The sequence below is a fragment of the Gordonia sp. SGD-V-85 genome (assembly GCF_001456905.1).
GTDB classification, from domain to species: Bacteria; Actinomycetota; Actinomycetes; order Mycobacteriales; family Mycobacteriaceae; genus Gordonia; species Gordonia hongkongensis.
Genome location: NZ_LNQO01000008.1, coordinates 61380 through 85572, shown reverse-complemented (window position 1 = coordinate 85572; position 24193 = coordinate 61380). Strand labels below are relative to the sequence as shown.

21 protein-coding genes are annotated in these 24193 nt (G+C 68.4%); 6 read left to right on the top strand and 15 right to left on the bottom strand.

All coding sequences use genetic code 11. The features are described from left to right. Positions 1–181 precede the first annotated feature (181 nt). Positions 182–688 carry a DUF1990 family protein gene (locus tag AS181_RS11580; RefSeq protein ID WP_058251753.1) on the bottom strand — a complete coding sequence of 169 codons (507 nt, stop codon included), beginning with the start codon at positions 686–688 and terminating at the stop codon, positions 182–184. After that, a complete protein-coding gene (locus AS181_RS11575) occupies positions 685–945 on the bottom strand; it encodes a helix-turn-helix domain-containing protein (protein WP_055476572.1) in 261 nt (86 codons plus the stop codon). Before AS181_RS11575 ends, AS181_RS11580 begins: the two co-directional genes overlap by 4 nt. 101 nt (positions 946–1046) lie before the next feature. Here AS181_RS11575 and map point away from each other — a divergent pair, with 101 nt between their 5' ends. Next, positions 1047–1820 carry a type I methionyl aminopeptidase gene (map, locus tag AS181_RS11570; protein WP_058251752.1) on the top strand — a complete coding sequence of 258 codons (774 nt, stop codon included), beginning with the start codon at positions 1047–1049 and terminating at the stop codon, positions 1818–1820. Between the two features lie 160 nt (positions 1821–1980). Then, on the top strand, positions 1981–2709 hold the full coding sequence (locus AS181_RS11565) for an NUDIX hydrolase (protein ID WP_058251751.1): 729 nt from the start codon (positions 1981–1983) through the stop codon (positions 2707–2709). Here the strand turns inward: AS181_RS11565 and AS181_RS11560 are convergent. The 6 genes from AS181_RS11560 to AS181_RS11535 form a co-directional block, all read right to left on the bottom strand. Then, on the bottom strand, positions 2672–3268 hold the full coding sequence (locus AS181_RS11560) for a DUF2567 domain-containing protein (RefSeq protein ID WP_058251750.1): 597 nt from the start codon (positions 3266–3268) through the stop codon (positions 2672–2674). The genes AS181_RS11565 and AS181_RS11560 overlap by 38 nt on opposite strands. Continuing rightward, on the bottom strand, positions 3265–3504 hold the full coding sequence (bsaP, locus tag AS181_RS11555; RefSeq protein ID WP_055476568.1) for a biotin synthase auxiliary protein BsaP: 240 nt from the start codon (positions 3502–3504) through the stop codon (positions 3265–3267). The genes AS181_RS11560 and bsaP overlap by 4 nt, the downstream gene beginning before the upstream one ends. A 33-nt stretch (positions 3505–3537) precedes the next feature. Beyond that, entirely contained in the window at positions 3538–4575 is a 1038-nt protein-coding gene (gene bioB, locus AS181_RS11550; protein WP_058251749.1) for a biotin synthase BioB, read from the bottom strand. 41 nt (positions 4576–4616) lie between these two features. Then, on the bottom strand, positions 4617–5300 hold the full coding sequence (gene bioD, locus AS181_RS11545; protein WP_231742392.1) for an ATP-dependent dethiobiotin synthetase BioD: 684 nt from the start codon (positions 5298–5300) through the stop codon (positions 4617–4619). A gap of 350 nt (positions 5301–5650) precedes the next feature. Continuing rightward, positions 5651–6850, bottom strand: a complete 1200-nt coding sequence (locus AS181_RS11540) for an 8-amino-7-oxononanoate synthase (protein ID WP_058251747.1) — start codon at positions 6848–6850, stop codon at positions 5651–5653. Beyond that, the gene (locus AS181_RS11535) at positions 6847–8175 is read right to left on the bottom strand and encodes an adenosylmethionine--8-amino-7-oxononanoate transaminase (protein ID WP_058251746.1); all 1329 of its coding nucleotides are present in this window, start codon (positions 8173–8175) and stop codon (positions 6847–6849) included. Before AS181_RS11535 ends, AS181_RS11540 begins: the two co-directional genes overlap by 4 nt. A 130-nt stretch (positions 8176–8305) precedes the next feature. Here AS181_RS11535 and AS181_RS11530 point away from each other — a divergent pair, with 130 nt between their 5' ends. From AS181_RS11530 to treY, 4 genes are all read left to right on the top strand, one after another. Then, the gene (locus AS181_RS11530) at positions 8306–8863 is read left to right on the top strand and encodes a TetR family transcriptional regulator (RefSeq protein WP_055476563.1); all 558 of its coding nucleotides are present in this window, start codon (positions 8306–8308) and stop codon (positions 8861–8863) included. 138 nt (positions 8864–9001) lie between these two features. Continuing rightward, complete coding sequence (locus AS181_RS11525; protein WP_442902778.1) at positions 9002–11200, top strand: acyltransferase family protein; 2199 nt, start codon at positions 9002–9004, stop codon at positions 11198–11200. A 115-nt stretch (positions 11201–11315) separates the two neighbouring features. Further along, positions 11316–13907 carry a glycogen debranching protein GlgX gene (glgX, locus tag AS181_RS11520; protein ID WP_058251744.1) on the top strand — a complete coding sequence of 864 codons (2592 nt, stop codon included), beginning with the start codon at positions 11316–11318 and terminating at the stop codon, positions 13905–13907. Between the two features lie 5 nt (positions 13908–13912). After that, the gene (treY, locus tag AS181_RS11515) at positions 13913–16336 is read left to right on the top strand and encodes a malto-oligosyltrehalose synthase (protein ID WP_058251743.1); all 2424 of its coding nucleotides are present in this window, start codon (positions 13913–13915) and stop codon (positions 16334–16336) included. A gap of 81 nt (positions 16337–16417) precedes the next feature. Here the strand turns inward: treY and AS181_RS11510 are convergent, their stop codons facing one another. Genes AS181_RS11510 through AS181_RS11480 form a run of 7 tightly spaced genes read right to left on the bottom strand, consistent with a single transcriptional unit; the run spans position 16418 to position 24187 of the window. Next, positions 16418–17314 (bottom strand): hypothetical protein, encoded by an 897-nt coding sequence (locus tag AS181_RS11510; RefSeq protein ID WP_058251742.1) that lies wholly within the window; start codon positions 17312–17314, stop codon positions 16418–16420. A 59-nt stretch (positions 17315–17373) separates the two neighbouring features. Continuing rightward, a complete protein-coding gene (locus AS181_RS11505) occupies positions 17374–18546 on the bottom strand; it encodes an MlaD family protein (protein ID WP_058251741.1) in 1173 nt (390 codons plus the stop codon). After that, complete coding sequence (locus AS181_RS11500; protein ID WP_082652918.1) at positions 18543–19691, bottom strand: MlaD family protein; 1149 nt, start codon at positions 19689–19691, stop codon at positions 18543–18545. The genes AS181_RS11505 and AS181_RS11500 overlap by 4 nt, the downstream gene beginning before the upstream one ends. An 11-nt stretch (positions 19692–19702) precedes the next feature. Further along, entirely contained in the window at positions 19703–20791 is a 1089-nt protein-coding gene (locus tag AS181_RS11495) for an MCE family protein (protein ID WP_058251739.1), read from the bottom strand. A 41-nt stretch (positions 20792–20832) separates the two neighbouring features. Continuing rightward, positions 20833–21822 carry an MCE family protein gene (locus tag AS181_RS11490; protein WP_055476590.1) on the bottom strand — a complete coding sequence of 330 codons (990 nt, stop codon included), beginning with the start codon at positions 21820–21822 and terminating at the stop codon, positions 20833–20835. Further along, a complete protein-coding gene (locus AS181_RS11485) occupies positions 21819–22853 on the bottom strand; it encodes an MCE family protein (protein ID WP_058251738.1) in 1035 nt (344 codons plus the stop codon). Before AS181_RS11485 ends, AS181_RS11490 begins: the two co-directional genes overlap by 4 nt. Next, a complete protein-coding gene (locus tag AS181_RS11480) occupies positions 22850–24187 on the bottom strand; it encodes an MlaD family protein (protein ID WP_058251737.1) in 1338 nt (445 codons plus the stop codon). The genes AS181_RS11485 and AS181_RS11480 overlap by 4 nt, the downstream gene beginning before the upstream one ends. Positions 24188–24193 lie beyond the last annotated feature (6 nt).

Here is a 24193-nt window from a genome sequence, read left to right as displayed (position 1 = left end):
GGCTACCCGGCGACGAGTTCCGTCCCCGGGACGCTGGTTCCCCAGATCACGGGCCGTGTGTCCGAGGCAGGTTTTCGACTCATGGTCGAAAACGCTATGCATCGTAACATTCGCCACACTCACGGCATTCCCATGACCTCGTCGCCGGCGTTCTCGGCCGCGATTCAGGCGGACGACGAGTTCAGCCACACATCAGAGCGTCGAGGTAGCGCTCGGTGAATCGCGACTGCGCAACCCGCCCGATCGGCCCGCCCAGACGCGTGAACCACCGCCCCGGACGCGAGAAGGCGACGACATGCCCGACCACGGTGTCGTCGTCGAGCCATTCCACCCAGAAGCGCTCTTCGCCGATCTCGGGATGGCCGGGCAGCGTGCCGTACGCGAAGCCGCGCTCGCGCGGGGCGTCGATCACCTCGACGACCCGGCACCGTGCGGTGATCGCGAGGGGGCCGAGACCGGCGCGCAGGTCGACGTCGGTGCCGACAGTGGCCGCGGGCGTCGACTCGTCGACGCCGAAGGCGGCACGACGATGCATGTCCCAGTTCATGATTCGCCGGCCGGCCGTGGTGAAACAGGCAGCTCCCGAGCCGATGACCCGTGACCGGCGCAGATGGTGGTAACCGGGCGGGAGCGTCCCGTCCGTCGCGCCGACCTCGGGATAGGTGAGATCCGATCGGTTCGCGGTCACCCGACTCGTGCCACCTCGGCGTCGAGCACGAGCGCCAGATCGTCGAGTGAGGTACCCAGCGCGCGAGCAAGCGCCGCGATCGTGGCGAAAGCGGGCGTCGGCATGCGTCCGGTCTCGATCTTGCGCAGGGTCTCCGGCGAGATACCCGCACCCGACGCCACGTCGCCCAGCGGACGATCGCCGCGCAACTCGCGGAGCCGGGCGCCGAGCCGGCGCCCGGCCGCGATCTGTTCCGGGGTCAGGGGGTTACGCACCATGTGGCGATCCTAGCGGATCCGGTATACAAATACCGAGACGCGGTGGTATTTGTATACCGACCAGCGATCCGAGAGGACGCAATGACCACGAGAGGACGGGAATGGTCGAACTGAAGTCGCCTGCCGAGGTGAACGCCATGGGAGTGACGGGGGCGTTCATCGCAGATCTCCTCGACGACCTCGCCGGACGCGCCGACGTCGGGGTCAACCTCCTCGAGCTCGAGGAACGCGCGCGGAAGCTCGTCAACGACCGCGGTGCACAGTCCTGCTACTGGGACTACTCGCCGTCCTTCGGCCGCGGACCGTTCCGCAATGTGATCTGCCTGTCGGTGAACGACGCTGTCCTGCACGGACTCCCGCACGATTACGTCCTCGCCGACGGAGACCTGCTCTCGATGGACATCGCCGTCGCCATCGACGGCTGGGTGGCCGACTCCGCGCGCAGCGTCATCGTCGGCACCCCACGGCCCGACGATCAGCGACTCGTCGCGGCCACCGAAGAAGCACTGGGCGCAGCCATCGACGCCGCTCGTCCGGGCGGTCGGCTCGGCGACATCTCGGCCGCGATCGGAGCGGTCGCCGCCGCACACGGGTATCGGGTCAACACCGAGTTCGGCGGACACGGACTGGGCCGCACCATGCACGAGGATCCCCACGTCGCCAACGTGGGCCGGGCCGGACGCGGCATGAAACTCCGCCCCGGCCTGACCCTCGCACTCGAACCGTGGTTCACGCTCGGTTCCGAGCGCATCAAGTTCGACGCCGACGGGTGGACCATCCGGTCGTTCGACGGCTCGCGCGGCGCGCACAGCGAACACACGATCGCCGTCACCGACGGCGAGGCGATGGTCCTCACGGCGCACGGGGGCGGGTAGTCGCGGTCACCAGGTGGCTTCGACACGGCGCCTCGACCTCGACGCGCTCCTTCGTCGCTTGCTCGGCCCGGCGGCTTCGCTCGGAGCCGGCTCAACCAGCAGGGGGTCGCCGACTCCTCCAGCGGAGGTCACCAGCAGGGTGCACCCTACAATCGGGCGCATGCCATCCGCCGGGTCCGAGCCACCCATCGCCGACGGTGCGACCCTCCGGGTGGAAGTCCTGAGCGTCGTCTTCCAGATCCGCGTACCCGAGACCCGGAACACGCCGGACACCGACGACCCGTCGTTGTGCGTCCTGTTGTCGCGGTCCGCCGACGGCGTGTGGACACTTCCCGGCGGCGGGGTCGGCGCCGAGGAGACGTTGTCGGCGAGCGCACGCCGGCTCGTCGCGGACGCGCTCGACGTCCGTGAGATCGCGCATCTGGAACAACTGTCGGTCTTCTCCGACCCGCACCGGGTGCCCACGGTCCGCACCATCGCGTCGACCTACATGGGCCTCGTGCCCTCCGACGCCGAGGCGACACCCCCCGACGCCGCGGGCTGGTTCGCCGTCGACGGATTACCGCCCCTGGCCTTCGATCACGCCGGGATCGTCGAGGCCGCCCGGCATCGACTCGCGGCCAAACTCTCCTACACGAACATCGCGTTCGCGCTGGCCCCCGCCCGTTTCCCGATGTCGGCGCTGTCGGAGATCTACTGCGCCGCACTGGGTTATCCCGTGGACACGACCAACCTGCTCCGCATCCTGAGCCGGCGCGCGGTGGTGGTCGCCACCGGGACCGTCGGCAAGACCGGCCGTAACGGGGGTCGCCCGCCGGCGCTCTACGCCTTCGCGGAGAAGGAGTTGCGCGTCACGGATGAGTTCGCGACGCTGCGCCCACCGATGTGAACACGCCCGCCGGCAGCTCGTCGGACTCGAGATCTCCGACGCCCAGATCGGCTGTCCGCGAGGACAACACGCAGACGAGGTACACCACGGCGAACGCGAACGGGGCGCAGATGAGCAGCGTCCACGGCTCGCTCGAGCCGGACCGCGTCGCGCCGTCGAGCCACAGCTCCGGCGCGACCCGGTAGACGGCGTCGACCGGCAGCGCGGTCGGATCGTCGTCGAACCGCAGGCCCGCGACCCACATCCCGACCGACGCCGCAAGCGCCGAACCTGCCACCGTCGCGAGGGCGGGCCACACGAATCCGGCGACCCCGCGCCACGTCCGGGCCGCAAACCACACGACGATGGCGGTGACCGCGCCGTAGGCGAACATCGTCAGGGCGAAGGCGCCCACGCCGGCGAAGTCGGCGGGGATGTCCTCGCGACGCAGACCCTCGAACACGACGCCGGTGGTCGGCGGGGTGAGGAGCGCCCAGACCACCCCGGCGACCACGCCGATCAGGGCCACGCCGACGGCGACCGCGGCCAGTCGCGAGACCGTGCGGACCGGCGGTTTCACCGGCGACCCAGCTCCGACGAGTCAACCGTCCCGTGCCTCGAGCAGCGGGCATCCCATCCGTCGGGCCGCACCTGGACCACCATCCGGCGACCGCACTGCCCACAGAAGCGAGGGGGTTCGAGACCCAACCGGGCGGCCGGCGGCACGGCGTCGGGAGCCTGCAGTTCCAGTTCGAGTCCGGTGAACACACCGAACCGGCACGGCTCGGCGAGAGGACCCGGGACGGTGTCGATCATGAGAACACGCTACCCATCGCTGCGACGAACCCGTCAGATCGTGTCGTTCAACGACTTGATCGGCATGGACAGATCACTGAGCAGATCGAGGTCGTCCTCGGCGGGCCGGCCGAGGGTCGTCAGGTAGTTGCCGACGATGACGGCGTTGATGCCGCCGAGGATGCCCTGTTTGGCCCCCAGGTCGCCGAGCGTGATCTCACGACCGCCCGCGAAGCGCAGGATGGTGCGCGGCAGCGCCAGACGGAAGGCGGCCACCGACTTGAGGGCCTCCGCGGCGGGGAGCACGTCGAGATCGCCGAACGGGGTGCCAGGCCTAGGGTTCAGAAAGTTCAGCGGCACCTCGTCGGGCTCGAGCGTCGCCAGTTCGGCGGCGAACTCGGCCCGTTGCTCCAGGGACTCACCCATACCGAGGATGCCGCCGCAGCAGACCTCCATGCCCGCCTCCCGGACCATGCGCAGGGTGTCCCAGCGCTCCTCCCACGTGTGGGTCGTCACCACGTTCGGGAAGTGGCTGCGCGCGGTCTCGAGATTGTGGTTGTAACGGTGCACGCCCATGTCGCGGAGCTGGTCGACCTGCTCCTGGGTGAGCATGCCCAGGCTGCACGCGATCTGGATGTCGACCTCGTTGCGGATGGCCTCGATTCCCGCCGCGACCTGACTGAGCAGCCGCTTGTCGGGACCGCGGACCGCCGCGACGATGCAGAACTCGGTCGCACCGGTCTTCGCGGTCTGCTTGGCCGCCTCGACGAGGGAGGGGATGTCGATCCACGCACTTCGTACCGGCGAGGCGAAAAGTCCGGACTGGGAACAGAAATGGCAGTCTTCCGGGCACCCGCCGGTCTTCAGCGAGATGATGCCCTCGACCTCGACCTCGGGCCCGCACCAGCGCATCCGCACATCGTGGGCGAGCTGGAGCAGTTCGGTCAGCCGGTCGTCGGGCAACCGCAGAACCCGGAGAACCTGCTCCTGATCGAGCGGCTCGCCGCGGTCGAGCACCTGGTCACGGGCGATTGCGAGGATGTCGTCCGACGCCGGTGCCGAGGTGGCGGCGTCGACTGTTGCCTGGGTCACTGGTGATACTCCTTGGATGATTGTTCCGCTGCGGGAACGTGTTACGGCGTCCGGACGAGCTGTTCCGGATGGCTGGGAGAAAGGGTCGCGAGCCACTCGTCGTCGAACCACGACGCTGCGTGGCGGCGGAACTCGTCGGGTTCGAGGTGCGCGGCGCCGGCGGGCAGGACCCCGACGACCGGCACGCCGGTCACCCGCGGCAGGTCGGTGCGGTTGCACCGCATCGCGAGGTCGGGATCGTCTGGCCACCAACCGATCACGAGTCCGGCGGGACGCAGACCGCGCGCCCGCACCGCGTTCACGGTGAGCTCGGCGTGATTGAGCGCGCCCAGCCCCGGCGCCACCACGACCACCACACCGTCGACGGTATCGGGAACGAGGGTCGCCGCGGCGATGTCGAGGATCGTGGCCGACTCCCCCAGCCGCACCAGCACTCCGCCGGCGCCCTCGACGAGGGTCAGGTCGTGTGACGCGGCCAGATCGTCCACGGCGCGGACGATCGCCGCCGGATCGGCCAATCGCATCCCGGCACGGCGCGCGGCGGTGTCGGGCGCGAGGGGTTCCGGGTAGCGAAACAACTCGACCGCGGTGACGTCGCCCGCCAGGCGTTGCACCTCGGCGAGGTCGCCGGGTTCGTCGGGACCGACGCCGGTTTGTACCGGTTTGCATACGGCGACGCGCCCTTCGTGGCTCGTCGCTATCGCTCCTCGCACCTCAGGGAGCAGAGGATGGGCAGACGCTTGCGCTCCTCGCACCTCAGGGAGCAGAGGATGGGCAGACGCTTGCGCTCCTCGCACCTCAGGGAGCAGAGGATGGGCAGACGCTTGCGCTCCTCGCACCTCAGGGAGCAGAGGATGGGCAGACGCTTGCGCTCCTCGCACCTCAGGGAGCAGAGGGTGGGCAGACGTTAACGCTCCTCGCACCTCAGGGAGCAGGGGGTCGGCCACCTCAGGGAGCAGAGGATCGGCCACCTCAGGGAGCAGGCAGGCAGCGGCGAGTGCCGCGGTCACGACGGTCTTCCCGACGTCGGTCGAGGTCCCGGTGACGGCGAGGACCCTGCCGCGGCGTGCGGCGATCACCGCGCACCGACTTCGCGCAGCGCGGCGTCGACGACGGCGGCCACGTGGTCGAGGGCAGCGGCATCGAGGTCGGCGCGCACCGTGATCCGCAGCCTCGAAGTCCCGACCGGGACCGAGGGCGGACGGAAACACCCGACGAGGACGCCACGGTCCCGGCACGCGGCAGCAGCCGCCACCGCGCGTTGCGGATCCCCGACGACGATCGCGATGACCGCCGCGGCGGGCTCTTCTACGCCACACGCGAGCGCCAGGCGACGGGCGTTGTCGCGCAGTCGGTCCGGCAACCCGGGTTGCGCCCGCAGGATCGTCAGGGCGGCATGCGCGGCGCCGACCGCGGCCGGGTTCAGGCCGGTGTCGAAGATGAAGGTGCGGGCGCAGTCGATGAGGTGCGAGCGCAGCAGCTCCGACCCGAGGACCACACCGCCCTGCGCGCCGAGCGATTTCGACAGCACGGTCGTGACGACGAGATCGGGAGCACCCGAAAGTCCCTGTTCGGCGACGAGTCCGCGACCACCCGGACCACGCACCCCGAGAGCGTGGGCCTCGTCCACGAGCAGGACGGCCCCGTGCGCGCGTGCCGCGGCATACAGATCCGCGACCGGCGCCGGTTCACCGTCGATGCTGTACACCGAATCGGTGACGACGAGCGCCCGGGCCTCGGTACGTTCGGCGAGGGCCCGCCGGACCGCCTCGTGATCGCCGCGGTCGACGACCACCACCCGGGCACGCGACAACCGGCAACCGTCGATCAGCGACGCATGGGTGCCGGTGTCGCTGACGATCAGGTCGCCGCGCGTCGCCAGCGCGGTGATCGCACCGACATTCGCCAGGTAGCCGGACGAGAAGACGAGTGCCGCATCGAATCCGAGGAAGTCGGCGAGATCGTGCTCGAGATCGATGTGTGCCAGGGTGGTGCCGACGACGAGGCGCGACGCCGTCGAGCCACCTCCCCACCGTTCCGCGGCGGCCCGCGCACCGGCGATCACCGCGGGGTGGGTCGACAACCCGAGGTAGTCGTTGGAACCGAGGTTGATCTCGTCGCCGGCCGCCCTGCGGACGTGTGGGCTGCGATGCAGGCCGGCCTCGGCGCGCGCACGGGCGGCGCCGGCCAGCCACGCCAGACCGATCTCTCCCCCGCCGCTGACCCGCGCATCGCCGTCGACCCTCGAATCCCGCTGCACCTGAATCGAAGTCATGACCGCACCACCGCCGGCTCGCGATCGCCGACCGTGGCGTGCACGGCAGCGGACACTCCGCGCACGATCACCCCGATGTCCTCGGGTGTGCAGATGAACGGCGGCATCGTGTAGACGAGATTGCGGAACGGCCGCAGCCATGCCCCGGCCTCGACGGCCGCGTCGGTGGCCGCCACCATGTCGACCGGGCGATCGAGTTCGACGACGCCGATCGCGCCGAGGACCCGCACATCGACGACACCGTGGCGATCACGCAGCGGTTCGAGTCCGTCGCGGAGCCCCCGCTCGATCGCCGAGACCCGCTCGGCCCACGGCGTTTCCAGCAGCAGTTCGATCGCTGCGACGGCCACCGCGCAGGCCATCGGGTTGGCCATGAAGGTCGGGCCGTGCGCGAGTCCGCCCGCCTCCCCCGCACTGATCACCTGAGCGATCTCGGACGTGCACAGGGTCGCGGCGAGCGTGAGGTAGCCACCGGTGAGCGCCTTGCCGACACACATGATGTCGGGCGCGACGCCGGCGCCCGGCGCCGCGTCGGCCCCCGGGGCGGCGTCGGCCGCGAACAACGTTCCGGTACGGCCGAATCCGGTCGCGATCTCGTCGAAGATCAGCAGGACGTCGTGGCGGTCACAGATCTCCCGGAGCGCACGCAGATATGCCGCGTCGTGGAATCGCATGCCGCCCGCACCCTGGACCACGGGTTCGACGATGACCGCGGCGAGCTCGTCGCGGTGCGCGCGCACGGTGCGCTCGAACTCGGCCACGTACTCGGGCCGGAACTCGGCCGGCGGGGCGTCGACGAAGATCTGTTGTGCGAGAACACCCTTCCACATCGCGTGCATGCCGCCGTCGGGATCGCAAACGCTCATCGGGGTGAAGGTGTCGCCGTGGTAGCCGCCACGCCAGGTGAGCAGACGCGTGCGGCTGGACCGACCGCGGCTGCGCCAATACTGCAGCGCCATCTTGACCGCCACCTCGACCGACACCGACCCCGAGTCGCAGAAGAACACCTTCTCCAGGCCGGCCGGGGTGATCTCGACGAGGAGCTGCGCCAGCCGGGCGGCCGGTTCGTGGGTCAGGCCGCCGAACATGACGTGCGACATCCGACCGAGCTGAGCGGCCGCGGCGGCGTCGAGTCGGGGGTGTCCATAACCGTGGATCGCCGCCCACCAGGAGCTCATCCCGTCGACCACCGATCGGCCGTCCGCGAGTTCGAGGCGGACACCCGAGGCCGAGGCCACGACCAACGGCCGGGTGGCCGCCGGCAGCGCACCGTAGGGGTGCCAGATGTGGTCGGCATCGATGCGACTGATCGCGTCGTGATCCATGAGGCACCTCCCGGCCTGTCGTTAGGCAGTCCTGAACACCGTCCAGGGTCCTGAACACCGTACAGGGAGTCCTGAACGCTGTACAGGCCCGGGGTTCGATGCCCACTGCCGGGTCATTACGCTGACGCGGGTGAGCAACAGTCGCACCGACGTTCTGCGCGCCGCCCGCGACATCCTGGGCGAGCACAGCCTGGCCGACCTGTCGATGCGACGCCTCGCCACCGAACTCGGCGTCCGTCCCAACGCGCTGTACTGGCACTTTCCCAACAAGCAGACCTTGCTGGCCGCACTCGCCGACGACATCCTCGGCGCGGTCGCCATCCCCGACACCTCGCTGGCCTGGGACGAGCGCCTCGATCTGCTCGCGACCGACATGCGCAGTGCGCTCCTCGGAGTGCCCGACAGTGCCGAGGTCGTGTCGTCGAGCTGGGCGAGCGGCCTGTCGTCGAAGGCCATCACCGCCGACATCATCGCGGCCGGCACGGCCGGCGGTCTGTCCGTCCGCGACGCCGAGGCGGTCAGCACCGCACTGTGTCAGCTGGTCATCGGGCTCACCATCGAGGAACAGACGCGCGCGCAGATGGAGCGTCTGGGTGTCACCGGGCCGTCGGGTCGCGACTTCGCGGGCGAGTTCCGCGACGGGCTGGCCATCATCCTCGACGGAGCCCGGACGCGCCGCTCGCGGTGAACCCCGCGTGGCCCCGCAGACCGGTGCGCGAGTGTCGCGGTCGTCCGAATCGGTGTTTCACAGCTTCGACGAGTACATTGCTAGCCGGTCATCCCGGCCCCGAGACCGATCTGTCCCCCACCGGAAAGAACACGCCCTGTGGCATCGACGACGCGAGTAGTGGCGCCGGAGTCGTCCCCCTCGACGCCGACAACGCCCGCATACCGCACCGACCTCGACGGCTTGCGCGGTATCGCCATCGCCCTCGTCGCCTGCTTTCACGTGTGGTTCGGCAAGGTCTCCGGCGGCGTCGACGTCTTCCTCACCCTCTCGGGATACTTCTTCGTCGGGTCGCTGCTGCGGCACGCGATCACGAGCCAGGCTCCACACGTCTCGTTCCGCGACACCCTCAACCCGTGGCCACGTCTCAAACGGCTCCTCAAACGGCTGCTACCGGCGCTGCTCACCGTCCTGATCGCGGTCACGGCGCTGACCCTGCTGATCCTCCCGCAGACCCGGTGGGCCAATGTCGGCCGCGAGGTCATCGCGAGCGCGCTGTACTACCAGAACTGGTATCTCGCGCAGAACTCCCAGGACTATCTCGCCGCGAGTTCGGCGAACAGCCCGCTGCAGCACATCTGGTCGATGTCGGTGCAGGGCCAGTTCTTCGTCCTGACCCTGCTCGTCGCCCTCGCGTTCGCGGCGTTGCTCAAGGTCGGTGCCCGCGTCGCCCGGCCGTTCGCCGACCCGCGGGTCATCAGGTTCCTCGTCGGCGGCGCTGTGTTGGTCGTCGCACTCGCGTCCTTCTACTGGGCGCACCGCGGCCTGGCGATCAACCAGCCGTACAACTACTACGACACGATCTCCCGTCTGTGGGAACCGCTGGCCGGCGGCCTGCTCGCGATCTGGTTGCCGTCCCTGCGAATCCCCAACTGGCTGCGCAACATCGCGACCGTCATCGCGCTCGGGCTGATCGTCAGCTGCGGGTTCTGGATCGACGGTGTCAACGCCTACCCCGGTCCGATGGCGCTGGTGCCGGTCGGCGCGACGCTGCTTATCATCTGGGCGGGCGCGACGGCGTTGCAGAAGCCACCTCGGGGGTCCCATGCCGCGGCCACCGAGATGCCCGTCACGAACCGCTGGCTCGCGAGCAGGTGGCCGGTCTGGCTCGGGACCATCGCGTATTCGCTGTACCTGTGGCACTGGCCGCTGCTGATCTTCTACCTGACCTGGCGCGACAAGAACCATGCCAACTTCGTCGAGGGCGTGCTCATCCTCGCGGCGTCGGTCGGGCTCGCGTGGCTCACCAAGCGCTACATCGAGGACCCGCTGCGCGGCGGCGATCGTTCGGCGCTGAGCCGCGGCCGCCGCGACGGACGGTCGCGGTGGCTGTCGTACACGTCGGTCGTCACCTCGATCCTCGTGGTGGCGACGCTCGTCACCGGCGTCGGCATCACCGTGTGGGAGCGGCACGTCGCGAACATCGTCGTCGACACCAAGAACCTCGACCCGAGGTCGTACCCGGGGGCCCGAGCACTGCTCGACGGCTGGCCGGTGCCCGCCCTCGACCCACAACCGTCGGCGCTGGAGGTCATCAAAGACTTCCCCGAGACCTCCACCGACGGGTACATGAGCGACTTCACCGACAACGAGATCCACGTCGGCACCTACGGCGATCCGACCGCGACGCGCACCATCGCGCTCGCCGGCGGATCGCATGCCGAGATGTGGATCTCGGCGCTGGACACCCTCGGCAAGCGCAACGGTTTCAAGGTGAAGACCTACCTCAAGATGGGGTGCCCGCTGTCGACGAACCGGGTACCCAAACAGCGCGGCGTGCCCTACCCGGAGTGCTACGACTGGGGACAGCGCGTCATCGACCGCGTCATCGCGGACAAGCCGGACGCGGTGCTGACGAATTCGACGCGACCGCGGGACTACGAACCCGGCGACTGGGTGCCACCGGACTACGTGCCCATCTTCGACCGTTTCCTCGACGCCGGAGTGCCGGTGTTCGGCATGCGGGACACCCCGTGGCCGAAGAACGCGAAGGGCACCATCGACACCCCGATCTGCCTCGCCGACGGCGGCGACGCCGAGAGTTGCGGGTCGCGCCGCAGTGCTGTCCTCTCACCCGAGGACCCGGCGGCGGAGTTGGCCGCCACGCGACCCGACTTCCACCGCCTCGACATGTCCGACGGCATCTGCGACGCCGAGCGGTGCCCGGCGATCGTCGGCAACATCACCGTCTACAAAGACCCGCACCACTTGAGTGCGACCTATGTCCGCAGCCTCACCGACGAGCTGGGGCGCCAGATGGAGGCCGAACTGCCGTGGGCCGGTCCCGCGGTGCCGTGACGGTCGGCGGAAGTCGCGGGCTTCCTCCGGAAGCGGCGGGTGGGGCAGCCCACATCTGACCCGACCGGCCGCGTCCTGAGATGACCGTCCGCGGCAACGCGACTAGGGTCGACCCATGACGTCGTCGAAGGCGGGTAAGACCGGACCGCCGGCCCCCGGTGAACAGCCGGGTGATCCCGACTCCACTCCCGATTCAGATTCCACTGCCGATCCCGGCTCCCCCTCGGAGCCCCGCGCACCGGAGTCCGACACCACCTCGACGACGGCAGCACCTCCGAGCGGCGGCAAGACCATCGCCGACCCCGTACCGATGCCGTCCGACCCGATCCAGGCCGAGGCGCTGGTCCAACCGGAACCGGCCCCGATCCCGGTGTGGCCGGGTACTCCATACCCCCTCGGCGCCACCTATGACGGTGTGGGAACGAATTTCTCGTTGTTCTCCGAGGTGGCCGAAGCCGTCGAACTGTGCCTGATCGACCGCGAGGGCCACGAGCGTCGGATCCGGCTCGAAGAGGTCGACGGTTACTGCTGGCACTGCTACCTGCCCAACGTCGGCCCCGGCCAGTTCTACGGCTTCCGCGTCTACGGGCCGTACGACCCGTCGCAGGGATTGCGTTGCGACCCGAGCAAACTCCTGCTCGATCCGTACGGCAAGGCCTTCCACGGCGACTTCGACGGCGACGCATCGCTGTTCTCCTACCCGCTCCCGACGCCGCCCGAGGACACCGACGAATCGGCGGTCGACGACGACGCATCCGCAACCCCCGAGACCGGGGACGCCGACACCGGGACCGGCGGTGGCGGGACCGACGAGGGTGCGGTCGACGATGCCGACGAGCCGTCCGCCGAGGCGGGCGACGCGGCCGATCCCGCCGAGGTGGCAGGCGAGTCCGACGGCGATGCCGCGCCCGCGGAGCACGAGGACATCCCCGATCCCGAGCCGGTCAATCCGATGCCGCAGTTGGACTCACTCGGGCACACCATGGTCTCGGTGGTGATCAACCCCTACTTCGACTGGCAGAACGACCGGTCGCCCAATCGTCCGTACCACCAGACGGTCATCTACGAGGCGCACGTCAAGGGCATGACCGCGACCCATCCCGACATCCCCGAGTACCTGCGCGGCACGTACGCGGGGCTGTGCCATCCGGTGATCATCGATCACCTCAAGGAGTTGGGCATCACCGCCATCGAACTGATGCCCGTGCACCAGTTCATGCAGGACTTCGTCCTGCGCGATCAGGGTCTCCGAAACTACTGGGGCTACAACACCTTCGGATTCCTGGCACCGCACATCGAGTACTCGTCGAACCCCGACCAGCCGGCCAGCGCGGTGACCGAGTTCAAGGCGATGGTGCGTGAGTTCCACAACGCCGGCATCGAGGTCATCCTCGACGTCGTCTACAACCACACCGCCGAGGGCAACCACCTCGGACCCACCGTGTCGTTCCGGGGCATCGACAACGCCGCCTACTACCGGCTCGTCGACGGCGATCCCGAGATGTACATGGACTACACCGGAACCGGCAACAGCCTCAACGGTCGTCATCCGCACACGCTGCAGCTCATCATGGATTCGCTGCGGTACTGGATCCTCGAGATGCACGTGGACGGCTTCCGTTTCGACCTCGCGTCCACGCTGGCCCGCGAACTGCACGACGTCGATCGACTGTCTGCGTTCTTCGATCTGGTGCAGCAGGACCCGGTGGTCAGTCAGGTGAAACTGATCGCCGAGCCCTGGGACATCGGCGAGGGTGGTTACCAAGTGGGCAACTTCCCGCCGCTCTGGACCGAATGGAACGGCAAGTACCGCGACACCGTCCGCGACTACTGGCGCGGCGAGCCGTCCACCCTGGGCGAGTTCGCCTCCCGGCTCACCGGATCGTCGGATCTGTACGAGGCGACCGGCCGACGGCCGCTCGCGAGCATCAACTTCGTCATCGCGCACGACGGTTTCACGCTGCGGGACCTGGTGTCCTACAACGAGAAGCACAACATGGCCAACGGTGAGGACAACCGAGACGGCGAGAGCCACAACCGGTCGTGGAACTGCGGAGTCGAGGGACCCACCGACGATCCCGAGATCAACGCCCTCCGCGCGCGGCAGCAGCGGAACATCCTGGCGACGCTGTTCCTGTCGCAGGGGACGCCGATGCTGGCGCACGGCGACGAGATCGGGCGTACCCAACAGGGCAACAACAACGTCTACTGCCAGGACTCCGAGTTGTCCTGGATGGACTGGACTCTCGCCGAGGAGAACGCCGACCTGCTGGAGTTCACCCGCAAGGCCATCGCACTGCGCACCCGGCATCCGGTCTTCCGGCGACGAAAGTTCTTCGGCGGGAAGCCGATCCGGTGGGGCGACCAGGCACTCGACATCGCCTGGCTCACGCCGGCCGGCCAGGAGATGACCGCCGAGGACTGGGACAGCGGGTTCGGCAAGAGCCTCGCCGTGTTCCTCAACGGAAACGGACTGGGCGAGAAGGACGAACGTGGCGAACTGGTCGTCGACGACTCCTTCTTCATCTGCTTCAACGCCCACTACGAGGACCTGGACTTCACGCTCCCGCCGACGTGGTACGGCAACGAGTGGGTCGGCGAACTGGACACGACGCATCCCGTGGGGGACAGCGAGCTGACGGCCTCCGCCGGCGAGTCGGTGACCGTTGGTGCCCGCTCCGTCCTGGTCCTGCGAAAGACCTCGTGACTCCCATGTGCAATCGTCCGACCCCGCGCGCGACGTACCGGCTCCAACTACACGGCGACTTCGGATTCGCCGATGCCACAGCACAGCTCGACCACCTCGTCGAGTTGGGGATCAGCCACGTCTACCTCTCCCCGATCGGTACGGCGTCGGCCGGGTCGACGCACGGCTACGACTGGTTGCCGCCGCCGGCGGTCTCCGCCGTGCTGGGCGGGATCGACGGGCTGCGGGAACTGCGTTCCGCCGCGGCCGAACGCGGACTGGGTCTGATCATCGACATCGTCCCGAACCACACCGGGGTCGCCGATGCACTCGCCAACCCGTGGTTCGCCGACCTGCTCCGACACGGGCCCGCATCGGCGTACGCGCACTATTTCGACGCCGACTTCAGCGACGACAACGGTGCCGACGGAAAGCTGGCCCTGCCGATCGTCGCCGCCGATGGGGACCTGAGCCCGCTCGAGATCGACGAGCACGGGAATCTGCGGTACTACGATCACGCGTTCCCGATCGCCCCCGGCACCGCGGGAGACATTCGGCCCGCTCGCTCCGCTCCCGGCGCCGGGGACACTCGGCCCGCTCGCTCCGCTCCCGGCGCCGGGGACACTCGGCCCGCTCGCTCCGCTCCCGGCGCCGGCGGCACACCGGGTGAGATCCACTCCCGCCAGCACTATCGGCTCGTGCCGTGGAACAGCGGCCTGATCGGCTACCGGCGGTTCTTCACGGTCAACGAACTCGCCGGTCTGCGCCAGGAGGACCCGGAGGTCTACGACGCGACGCACCAGTGGCTGCGTGAGCTGCTCGACGCCGACCTCATCGATGGTGTGCGCGTGGATCATCCGGACGGTCTGTGGGACCCCCAGGACTATCTGCGCCGGCTGCGCGCGGACGTCGGGGACGATCGTCTCCTGTACATCGAGAAGATCCTGGCGCCGGACGAGCCCCTCGAACCGACCCTGCCGGTCGAGGGCACCACCGGGTACGACCACATGCGCGTGATCGATGCCGTGTTCGTGGCGCCGGCCGGCGTCGCCCAGCTCACCGAGCTACACGAACGGATCACCGGCGAGAGCGGTGACGCGCGGTGGGTGGAGGCCGCCGAGCACGATCGCAAACTCCGCACCGTGCGGGAGTCGTTCCCGGCGGAGCTCAGACGTCTCGTGCGCGCCGTCACCACGCGCGTCGAGGGATCACCGGCCGCGGATCCGGACGTGATCGCCACCGCCTGCGCCGAACTGATCGCCGCGCTCGGGGTCTACCGGGCGGACTACCCGTCGTTGCGTCCACGTCTGCTCGCCGTCGCCACCGGGATCGCCGAGGCGAAACCCGAACTGCGTGCCGCGATCGACCTCATCGTGCGGGAGACGGCGGTGCCCGGTGAGGCGACATCGAGGCTGGCGCAGACCTGCGGGGCGGTGACCGCGAAGAGCGTCGAGGACAGCTTGTTCTACCGGACGGCCCGGCTCGTCTCCGCCCAGGAGGTCGGTGGCGATCCCGCGAATCCCGTCATGTCGCTAGCCGATTTCCACGAGCACAACGCCGAGCGCGCCGCGCGGTGGCCGCTGGCCATGACGGCCACGTCGACGCACGACACCAAACGCGGTGAGGACGTGCGCGCGCGGATCGCGGTGCTCGCCCAGATCCCCGACCGCTGGTCCCAGCTCGCCGACAAGGTCTGGCGCGAGACCGACGTGCCGGATGACCTGACCGGTTATTTCCTGCTGCAGAACATCGTCGGGGTCTGGCCCACCGGCGCCCCGGTCACCGACGAGTTGCGGGGCCGGTTGATCGAGTACGCCCGGAAGGCGACTCGCGAGGCCGGTCTGCGCACCACGTGGACCGAGGTGAACGAGGAGTTCGAGACCGCAGTCGAGACCTGGATCGGCCAGGTCACCAGCGGGGACGTCGCATCCTCGGTCGCCGAACTCGTCGACCGCATCGGACCGGCGTGGGAGCAGGAAGCGCTGGCGCGCAAGGCGATCGCGATCCTCGGGCCCGGGGTCCCCGACGTCTATCAGGGCACCGAGTGGTGGGAGGACTCCCTCGTCGATCCCGACAATCGACGACCGGTCGACTTCGGCCGGCCGACCGAGCACCCGAAGACCCGACTCGTCCAGGAGGCTCTACGTGCCCGGGCCGCGCATCCCGATGCGTTCGGCGTTGCGGGCACCTATCAACGGCTGACCGCCGACGGTCCGGCCGCCGACCACACCATCGCGTTCGTGCGCGGCACCGGCGACACCCCCTCGGTCGTCGTGGTGACCGCCCGGTTCACCCACAGCCTCGACCACGATGCCGCGGCCGCGACGTCGATCACCCTGCCGCCGGGCTTCCGGTGGCGCGACGACCGAACGGGATCGGTGTACGAGGGATCGGTCGACCTCGCCTCGGCCCGTGGCGAACACCCCGTGGCGATACTCGTCCGAACGTGACGCCCACCCACCACTGACGACGAACGCGCCCCCGGAATCGGTGGCGCGCTCGTCCATTGCCGGTGAGTGTGTCAGCCCGGTTCAGCCGCCCGGCGCGGGCTGCGGTGCCGGCGACGGCTGGGGTGCCGGCGCACCTCCGGCGCCGGGCAGCGACTGCGACGGATCGATCTGACCGCTGGGGCTCCCCGGCGGACCGTCGACCTCGGACACCAGCCACTTGCCGTCTTCCTTGCTGAGGTCCAAGCGGAAGACCATCAGGCTGGTACCGCCGCTGGGCAACTTGACGCTGCGGCCGGTCACCTCCGCCATCACCACGGTCTTGGCGGTGTCGGCATCGACGGTCTCGACGGCGACCACGCTGATCGTCGAGGACACCTCGATGTTCAGGGACTCCACATTGGCCTCGGTGTCGGCCCGTTCCTGCTCGAGGCGGTTGCGCAACTCCCCCGTCGACAGCGGACCCAGCAGTTCCTTCGAGTTGCCCGCGTTGTCGGCGTTGAGCGTCGTCACGAGCTTGGTGACGAAGTCGGCCGAGGCCGTCTTGGAATCGGCGAACGCGTCGGCCTCCTGCTGGAGGTCGTAGGCGCGCCAGCCGAAGAACGCCACCAGCGCGATGAGGGCAACCGCGACGATGGCGGCGAGAACCTTCTTGATCCCGCCGCCGGTGACCGTGAACGAGATCTCGCGGCGATCCGAACCCGCCTTCGATGATGCTGCCGGCGACGGGGCACCCGCGGCACCGGAGGCGTCGGCACCGTCGGTCTCGGACGTGCTCGCCGCCGTGCCGGTTCCGCTCCGTCGAGCCGACTTCCCCCGCGGCGTCGCCGCGGTCCCGGCGTCGTTCGTGTCCTCCGCGCTCGTCGCCCCATCGGTGTGATCGGCTGCGACATCCCCGCTCTCGGGCGACGTGCTGTCGGCCTTCTCGTCCGTCGGATTCACGTCGGTATCAGTACGATCTGGGTCATTCCGGTCAGTCATCTACAGGTCACACAACTTGTCTGTCGTCGTCGAGTGGCCGTCAGTCGTCGAGCGGCCCATCACTTGTCGAGCGGAACGGTACGGGCGTTCGGGTCGTAACCCGGCGGCGGTCCCGCGGTGTCGTCGCCCGGTGGCCGCGGCGCATTGGCCGAGCCACGGATCTGCTGACGCGGATCCTCGGTCACACAGTACAGATTGGTCGGGATGGTCAGCTCGAGGATCTGCGTCGGCCGCCGCGGCGTCACCGGGTAGTTGCAGCTCGGACGCGGGTACACCGACCCGAAGGCCCACCACGCACCGTCGTGGAACATGGTGAGGCTCTTGACACTGGCATCGCGGATCGCGGGGAACAGCGTCGCGAGCGCCGGCGCCCGCAACGCACCCTGCTCGGCGATGTCGACGAATTGCTTCGTCACATCGGTGATCGGATCCGTCAACTGGTTGATCGACCCGGCCAGGCTCGTGAACTGCGAGGGACCCCGGTCGAGGAGCTCACGGAGTTCCTGGTCGGAGGCAGCCGCCGAGTTGACCAGCGAGCTCAACCCCGCCACCGTCGTGCCGAGGTCGGGCTGGATCTGTGCCGTGGTCTTGAAGATGGTCCCCGCGTTCTGGATGAACTTGGTGGTCTCCGGCAGCGCGGTGTACAGCTTCGCGAAGATCGTGCCACCGGAGTCGAAGATGACGGACAGGTCGTTCGTGCCGTCCTCGTCGTAGAGAGCGATCTTCAGATTGTCCACGGCGGAACGGAGTTTCGCCGGATCGATCTGGTTGATAAGTTCCAGCGAGGACTCGAGCAGTTGCGAGAACGGCACGGTGACCTCGGTCTGGTCGGCCCGGATGACGTCCCCGTCCTCCAGGTAGGGACCGTCGGACGTGTCCGGCTGGAAATCGACGTACTGCTCGCCCGCAGCCGACAGACCCAGTGCCGCAACGGTGGTGTCGCGGTTGATCTTGTACCGGTCCTCGACCGTGACGACGACCTCCACCGAATCCGGTTGCACCCGAACGGTGTCGACGTCGCCGATGCGCGCGCCGCGCAGTGTGACCCCGGACGTCTCCTGCAGACCGCCGGAGACCGGGAACTGGATGGTGAGCTTGTACTTGTCGGCGAACGGCTGCCACCGCAGGATGCCCAGGGCGAGATAGCTGAGTCCGACGACCATGACCAGTACCAGGGCGATGTTGCCCACGAGTACCGAATTCCGGCGTAGGACACCGAATATGCCGCTCATCCGCAACACCCCCTCGTCCCCGTGATCCGCGCCAGCAGACGGGTCAGTGTCTGCTGAAACGCCGCCGAACCCTCGTCCACGTCCTGGATCTCGGGCAGTCTGCTCGCCGAGTCGAAGCCGACACCCGGGCTGAGCCAGTAGACCTTCGACGACACCGCCGCCGCGCTACCCGGTGTGGACTTGACCCACTTCGGCGTGAGCTCGTGCAGGTTGTCGGCCAGTGATCCGAGCGGACCCGCGGCCTGCCGGAGCCCGGCCAGCACCGTCGACAGATGGCCCAGCATCTCGACCAGGTTGTCCTGATCGCTGTCGAGGAAGTCGTTGGTGGCCGCGGTGACCTGCTGGGTCTTGTCCAGGGTGGTCAGGATCGTGGCGATCTGCCCGTTCAGCGACTCGAGCGCCGGACCCAATTTGTTGATCGACGCCATGATCTGCGCACGCCCGTCGGCGAGCTGACCGCTGAGCACCCGCGTGGCGGCCAGCGAGCGATCGACCGCCGCCGAACTCTGGTTCAGCTTCCGGATGCCGGTGGTCAGGCCCCGGATGGCGCCGTTGAGATCCGACGGGTTCGTCGCGACCGCGCTGCTCAGCTCGGTGAGGATGATCGTCAACGAGTTCAGCGAACCGCTGTCCACGACCCCGCTCATGCTGATCAGCAGATCCTCGACCGTCGCCGCGGCCGACGTCGGACCGGTGAGCGTGTCCCCGTCCACCATCAGACCGTCGCGCGCCTCGATCGGCGGCAGCAGGGCGACGAAGACGTCGCCCAGCGGTGTGGCCTGGCGGAGTTCGGCGCCGGTCCCGACCGGGAGCTTGGTCTTCTTGCTGACCTGCATGGTCACCACTGCGGTGTAGTCCTTGGCGACGAGGTCGGTGACCTGTCCGACATCGGTTCCGTTCAGCTTCACCTTCGCCTGCGCCGGCAGGTTGAGCGCGTTGGCGAAGTTCGCGGTGATCGTGATCGAGTCACCGATGCCGCCCGGTGCGGGCAGCGGGATCTGCTCCACCGTGAGACTCGGGAGGAGTCCGCAACCGGTGAGCCCCATGAGCGCCGCGAGCAGCACCGCCATGACTCCGCCTCGGCGGACCCGGCCGTGGGATCGCGCCGGGCGCCCGGGACCGTCCGAACGGCTCAGCGAATCCATTGTGGCCGTTCTCATTTCGTCAGCTCCAGCATCGCCGAGTAGATACCGAGGTCGGGACCGAAGTCCTTGAGCTTGCCCGTGCGGCAACCGTCCTTCTGCAGGTTGATCGCCTCACAGAACTCGGCGAGCAGCTCGTTGTCGAGGAGCGTCTTGTCGAGCAGCACCTGCGCGCGCCACGCACCCTGTTCGGCCGAGATCGAGTTGCTCAGATTCTGGAAGAGCAGCGGGCCGACGTCGACCGTCTCGACGACCTGCCGGGAGTAGTCCCCGAGGTTGGCGGTCAGCGCGGCGAGCCGGTCGAACGACACCGACATGGTGTTGGTGTTGTTCTGCAGGAACACGGTGGTGTTCTGCAGCGTCTGATTCAGGTTGGCCAGGGTGGCGAGCAGACCGGGCGCCTGGTCTCCCAGCAGCTGCGACACCTGGTTGACCGACTCGGAGAACGCCGTCATCTTCGGATAGTTCTGCACCAGGGTGGTGGTCAGACCCTCGATGGTCTCGAGGATGTCGACGAGGGCATCGCTGTTGCCCGCCACCACATCGGACGCCCCGCCGAGTTCGTCGAGCGCCGCCCGGATCTCCTCGCCGTTGCCGGAGGTGATGTCGATCATCTCCGCGAGCGGGCCGGGTCCTTCTCCCTCACCCTTGAGTGCCACCACCAGACCGTCGATGGCGTCGAACAGTTCGCCGACCGACACCGGGGCCTTCGTCTCCTTCAGCACCGACCCGTCCTCGAGCTTCGGCCCGCCGTCGTAGGCGGGTGACAGCTCGACGTGGCGGGTGGTGACGATCGAGGTGTTGACGATCGCCGCCGTGGCGTCGGCCGGGACGGGGACGTCGCTGTCGATCGTCATGGTCACCTTGACGCGCTCGCCCTGCGGCTCCACCGCGGTGACCTGACCGACCGGCATGCCGAGGACCGCGACGTCGTTGCTGACGTAGAGCCCGGCGACGTTGTCGAAATAAGCAGTCACCTCGATCGCCTGGCCGACCGCCGCCTTCCAGCTCCCCGGGATCATCGAACAGCCGGAGAGCCCGAGGATGCCGAGCAGCGCGACCCCGACCAGCAGGATCGGGCGGCGGAGTCCGTGGGCGCGCATCGTCGTACCTGCCGTCGTGTCCGGGCTCATCGTTTCCGGGCTCAGCATCCGTCCACCACCCGGGCCAGGCACAGCCAGTTGTCGGGAAAGATGCCCCAGGGCAGATAGCCGTTCGCGTAGGGCCCGTCGCCGATGACGTTGTTGGTCAGGCGCGCGGTGACCGGGAGGATCTCCAGCAACTTGCGGAGGTTGTTGCGGTTCTTCTCCAGGCCCTGGGTGATCGTGTTCAGGTTCGCCATGATGGGCGCGAACTGGTTCGCGTTCTCGCCGGCCACCGCGGTCGCCTGCTCGGTGAGTTCGGCGATGCCGTCGAGCATCCGGGTGACCAGCTCTTCACGCGCCACGATCTTCTGGGTCAGGTCGCGTCCCTGACCCACGATCACGGCGAGCTGGGCCTGATTGTCGTTGACGATGTTGGTGATCGTCTTGGTGTCGGCGATCAATTGGTTGATCTGGTCCTTGCGATTGGTGATGACCTTCGACATCTGGGTGAGCGCCTCGAAGGTCGGCTCGGTGATCGCCGGTACGCCGGCGAGCTGCCGGTTGAGGGTGCGGATGCTCTCGGAGAGCGTCCGGTCGTCGATCCCGGTCAGGATCGGCGCGCCCGCCTCGATGGTGCGCTGGAGATCGTAGGGCACGGCGGTCTTCGCGATGTGCCCGTCGGGTGCATCCTCCGGCGAATCTCCCAGCGACACATCGATGTAGCGCTGACCCAGCAACGTCGACATCTTGATCTCGGCAGAACCGTTGGACGTCACCCGGACGTCGCTGTCGACCTTCATGGTGATGGCGACGTGCTGTCCGGCGAGTTCGGTGTCGGTGACCTCACCGACGTCGATACCGGCGACGCGGACCTTGTCCCCCGGCCGGATACCGCCGGCCTGGGCGAAGTCGCCGGTGAGGGTCTTCTTGCCCAGATGCGCGGTCGCGAGAGCGGTCACGCCGAGCAACAGGGCGACGATGACCACGGCGCCGATCACGCCGAACCACACGCGCCGGTTGTCACGGAAACTCCTGCGGAACCAGCTCATCGGCACACCACCGAGTGATTCGTGCCGCCGATCTTGTTGAAGATCCCGGGCGGTAGCAGGACGTCGCCGATCGCGACGTCGAGATCACATGCATAGATGTTCAAGTAAGCGCCCTCACCGAGCACGAGCGGGAAATGACCGAGGAAGATCGGCGCGTCGACCGCCATCCGATCGAGTTTGGCGCCATTGCTGATCAGGGTGTTGGTCGCGATCCGGCCGTCCGTCGCGGCGTCGGCGAGACTCTGTCGGCTCTCACTCAGCACGTCGGCGAATCCGCTTGCGGTGCGGCCGATGTCGGTCACCGCACTGCCGAACGCCGCGGAGTTCGAGTTGAGGTTGGCGATCAGCGCCGACATCGACTCGATGACGGTGCCCAGCTGACCGCCCTGGCGCGACAGGTCGCGCATGACCGCACTCAGGTTGTTGATGATCGCGCCGAGCACGACGTCCCGGTTTGCCGTGTCCTCCGCGAGGCGGCCGACCTCGGCGACCGTGTAGCTCAAGGACACCGAATTGCCCTGGAACGCCTGGATCAAGCCCTCGGACAGGGCGTTGACCTGTTCCGGGGTGAGGGTCTCGAAGACCGGCTGGAACCCGGCGAGCAATGTGGTGACGTCGAAGGAGTCCTCGGAGGGGAGCTCGAGCGTCGACCCCGGGTCGAGCGGCGTGCTCTCCCGATCCGCGACCAGCGTCAGGTTCAGATATCGCTGCCCGATGAGGTTCTGGTAGCGGACCGCCGCCCGGGTGTTGGTGTACACCTGCTGGTTGTCCTGCACCTCGAAGGTGACCCGGGCGCGGCCGTCGGCGAGTTCGATCCCGTCCACACGACCGACGCGGACTCCCGCCATGCGGACGTCGTCGCCCTCGGCCAGACCCGAGGCGTCACCGAAATAGGTGGTGTAGCTGTTGGTCGTCCCCGGCACCGAGCGCTCCAGCGTCGAGAAGATCACGTAGGTGACCAGCAACGCGGCGATCCCGAAGATGGTGAAACCGATCAGCGGTTTGCGGATCGATTCCGAAGCCGCGCTCATCGTCCTCCTCCTTGGCCGTCGCCACCCCGGCCCGGCTCGGCGGCGTTGCGCACCTCGAGCGTCTGGACCAGGGGGCCCAGCATGATCGTGTCCGCTGCCGACGGGGTACGGCGCAAGACGGTGCCGAGGGTCTTGTTGTCGGCATCGGTGGTGACATTGCCGACCGGCTTGTTCCGGCGCATCCCGTCGGACGGATAGATCGACAGCGGACCCGACATCGTCGGCCCCGTGCCCGTGCCCGGTCCCACGCAGCCGGGGCCGCGCAGTGTGCCGTAGGGGCCGCCGTCGTACACCGGGCAGTTCTGCCGGGTGTAGCGCTGGAAGGCGCCGAAGCTGACACCGATGTTGAGCTGCACGTGACCGTTGGTGCCGGTGAACACCGTCAGCACCCTCGCGGCCAGGTTGTTCAGTGCGATCACGCCCTGCGGCAGCGAGTTCGGCTCGAGGACGAGCGCACCCAGCATGCGGTTCAGATCGGTCACCAGACGCTGACCGCTGTCGCCATTGCGCGCGAACAGCAACTGGGTCTGATCGAGCAGGCCCTGACTCGCCGTCAACACCGCGGTCAGGTCACGCTGCTTCTCCGCGATGGTGATCGCCGGGATCACGCTGCGGCCCAGGGTGTCCAGCAGTTGCGGCGCCGACTGCGACAGTCCGGTGAGCGCGGCATCGAAGTTGTCGAAACCCGGGGGCGCGCCCGGTGGGAACTGGGCGTTGATCGAGTCGAAGTAGTTCTTCAGGACGGGGACGAACGACCCGAACACCGAGCCGCCGCCCTTCAGCGCGTCGGCGATCGTGCCGAGCACCTGCGCCAGTTCCTCCGGCGGCACCGCGTCGAGGATCCGCTTCAGCTCGTTCTGGGCGTCCTGCAGCTTGATCGTCTCGAGCGAGTCGTCGGCCGGGATCACATCGCCGGCGGACAACCGGTCGGCACCCACCTCGGCGGGCTGCACCAGCTCGACGGAGTTGACGCCGAACAGGTTCGACGGAACCGTGCGCGCGGTCACCGAGGCGGGAATGCCGTCGGCCTGCGCCGGCTCGATGTCGATGGCGACGTTCTTGATCAACCGGGACGCGTCGGCCTGTGCGGAGTCCTCGACGCTGATCGACTTGACCGTGCCGACGATCAGCCCGTTGTAGCGGACGTCGGCACCGGTGGACAGCCCGTCGCCCACATCGACGAGGTCGGCGGTCACGGCCACCGTCTTGCTGAACGTTCCCTGGTACCGCATGAACAGCAGCACGAAGATCACCAGCAGGACGAGCAGGAAGGCGACTCCGCGCAGCACGTATTGCAGCAGCGAGGGATTGCGCCCGTCGGTCGCGATGTTCACGGTCTC

What these genes read in the sequence shown, in the direction of transcription:
- AS181_RS11485 (WP_058251738.1), bottom strand. Translation starts at nt 22,853, where the DNA reads ATGAGCGCGGCTTCGGAATCGATCCGCAAACCGCTGATCGGTTTCACC.
- AS181_RS11540 (WP_058251747.1), bottom strand. Translation starts at nt 6,850, where the DNA reads ATGACTTCGATTCAGGTGCAGCGGGATTCGAGGGTCGACGGCGATGCG.
- treY (WP_058251743.1), top strand. Translation starts at nt 13,913, where the DNA reads ATGTGCAATCGTCCGACCCCGCGCGCGACGTACCGGCTCCAACTACAC.
- glgX (WP_058251744.1), top strand. Translation starts at nt 11,316, where the DNA reads ATGACGTCGTCGAAGGCGGGTAAGACCGGACCGCCGGCCCCCGGTGAA.
- AS181_RS11510 (WP_058251742.1), bottom strand. Translation starts at nt 17,314, where the DNA reads ATGACTGACCGGAATGACCCAGATCGTACTGATACCGACGTGAATCCG.
- AS181_RS11490 (WP_055476590.1), bottom strand. Translation starts at nt 21,822, where the DNA reads ATGAGCTGGTTCCGCAGGAGTTTCCGTGACAACCGGCGCGTGTGGTTC.
- AS181_RS11575 (WP_055476572.1), bottom strand. Translation starts at nt 945, where the DNA reads ATGGTGCGTAACCCCCTGACCCCGGAACAGATCGCGGCCGGGCGCCGG.
- bsaP (WP_055476568.1), bottom strand. Translation starts at nt 3,504, where the DNA reads ATGATCGACACCGTCCCGGGTCCTCTCGCCGAGCCGTGCCGGTTCGGT.
- map (WP_058251752.1), top strand. Translation starts at nt 1,047, where the DNA reads ATGGTCGAACTGAAGTCGCCTGCCGAGGTGAACGCCATGGGAGTGACG.
- AS181_RS11505 (WP_058251741.1), bottom strand. Translation starts at nt 18,546, where the DNA reads ATGAGCGGCATATTCGGTGTCCTACGCCGGAATTCGGTACTCGTGGGC.
- AS181_RS11495 (WP_058251739.1), bottom strand. Translation starts at nt 20,791, where the DNA reads ATGCGCGCCCACGGACTCCGCCGCCCGATCCTGCTGGTCGGGGTCGCG.
- AS181_RS11565 (WP_058251751.1), top strand. Translation starts at nt 1,981, where the DNA reads ATGCCATCCGCCGGGTCCGAGCCACCCATCGCCGACGGTGCGACCCTC.
- AS181_RS11500 (WP_082652918.1), bottom strand. Translation starts at nt 19,691, where the DNA reads ATGGATTCGCTGAGCCGTTCGGACGGTCCCGGGCGCCCGGCGCGATCC.
- AS181_RS11535 (WP_058251746.1), bottom strand. Translation starts at nt 8,175, where the DNA reads ATGGATCACGACGCGATCAGTCGCATCGATGCCGACCACATCTGGCAC.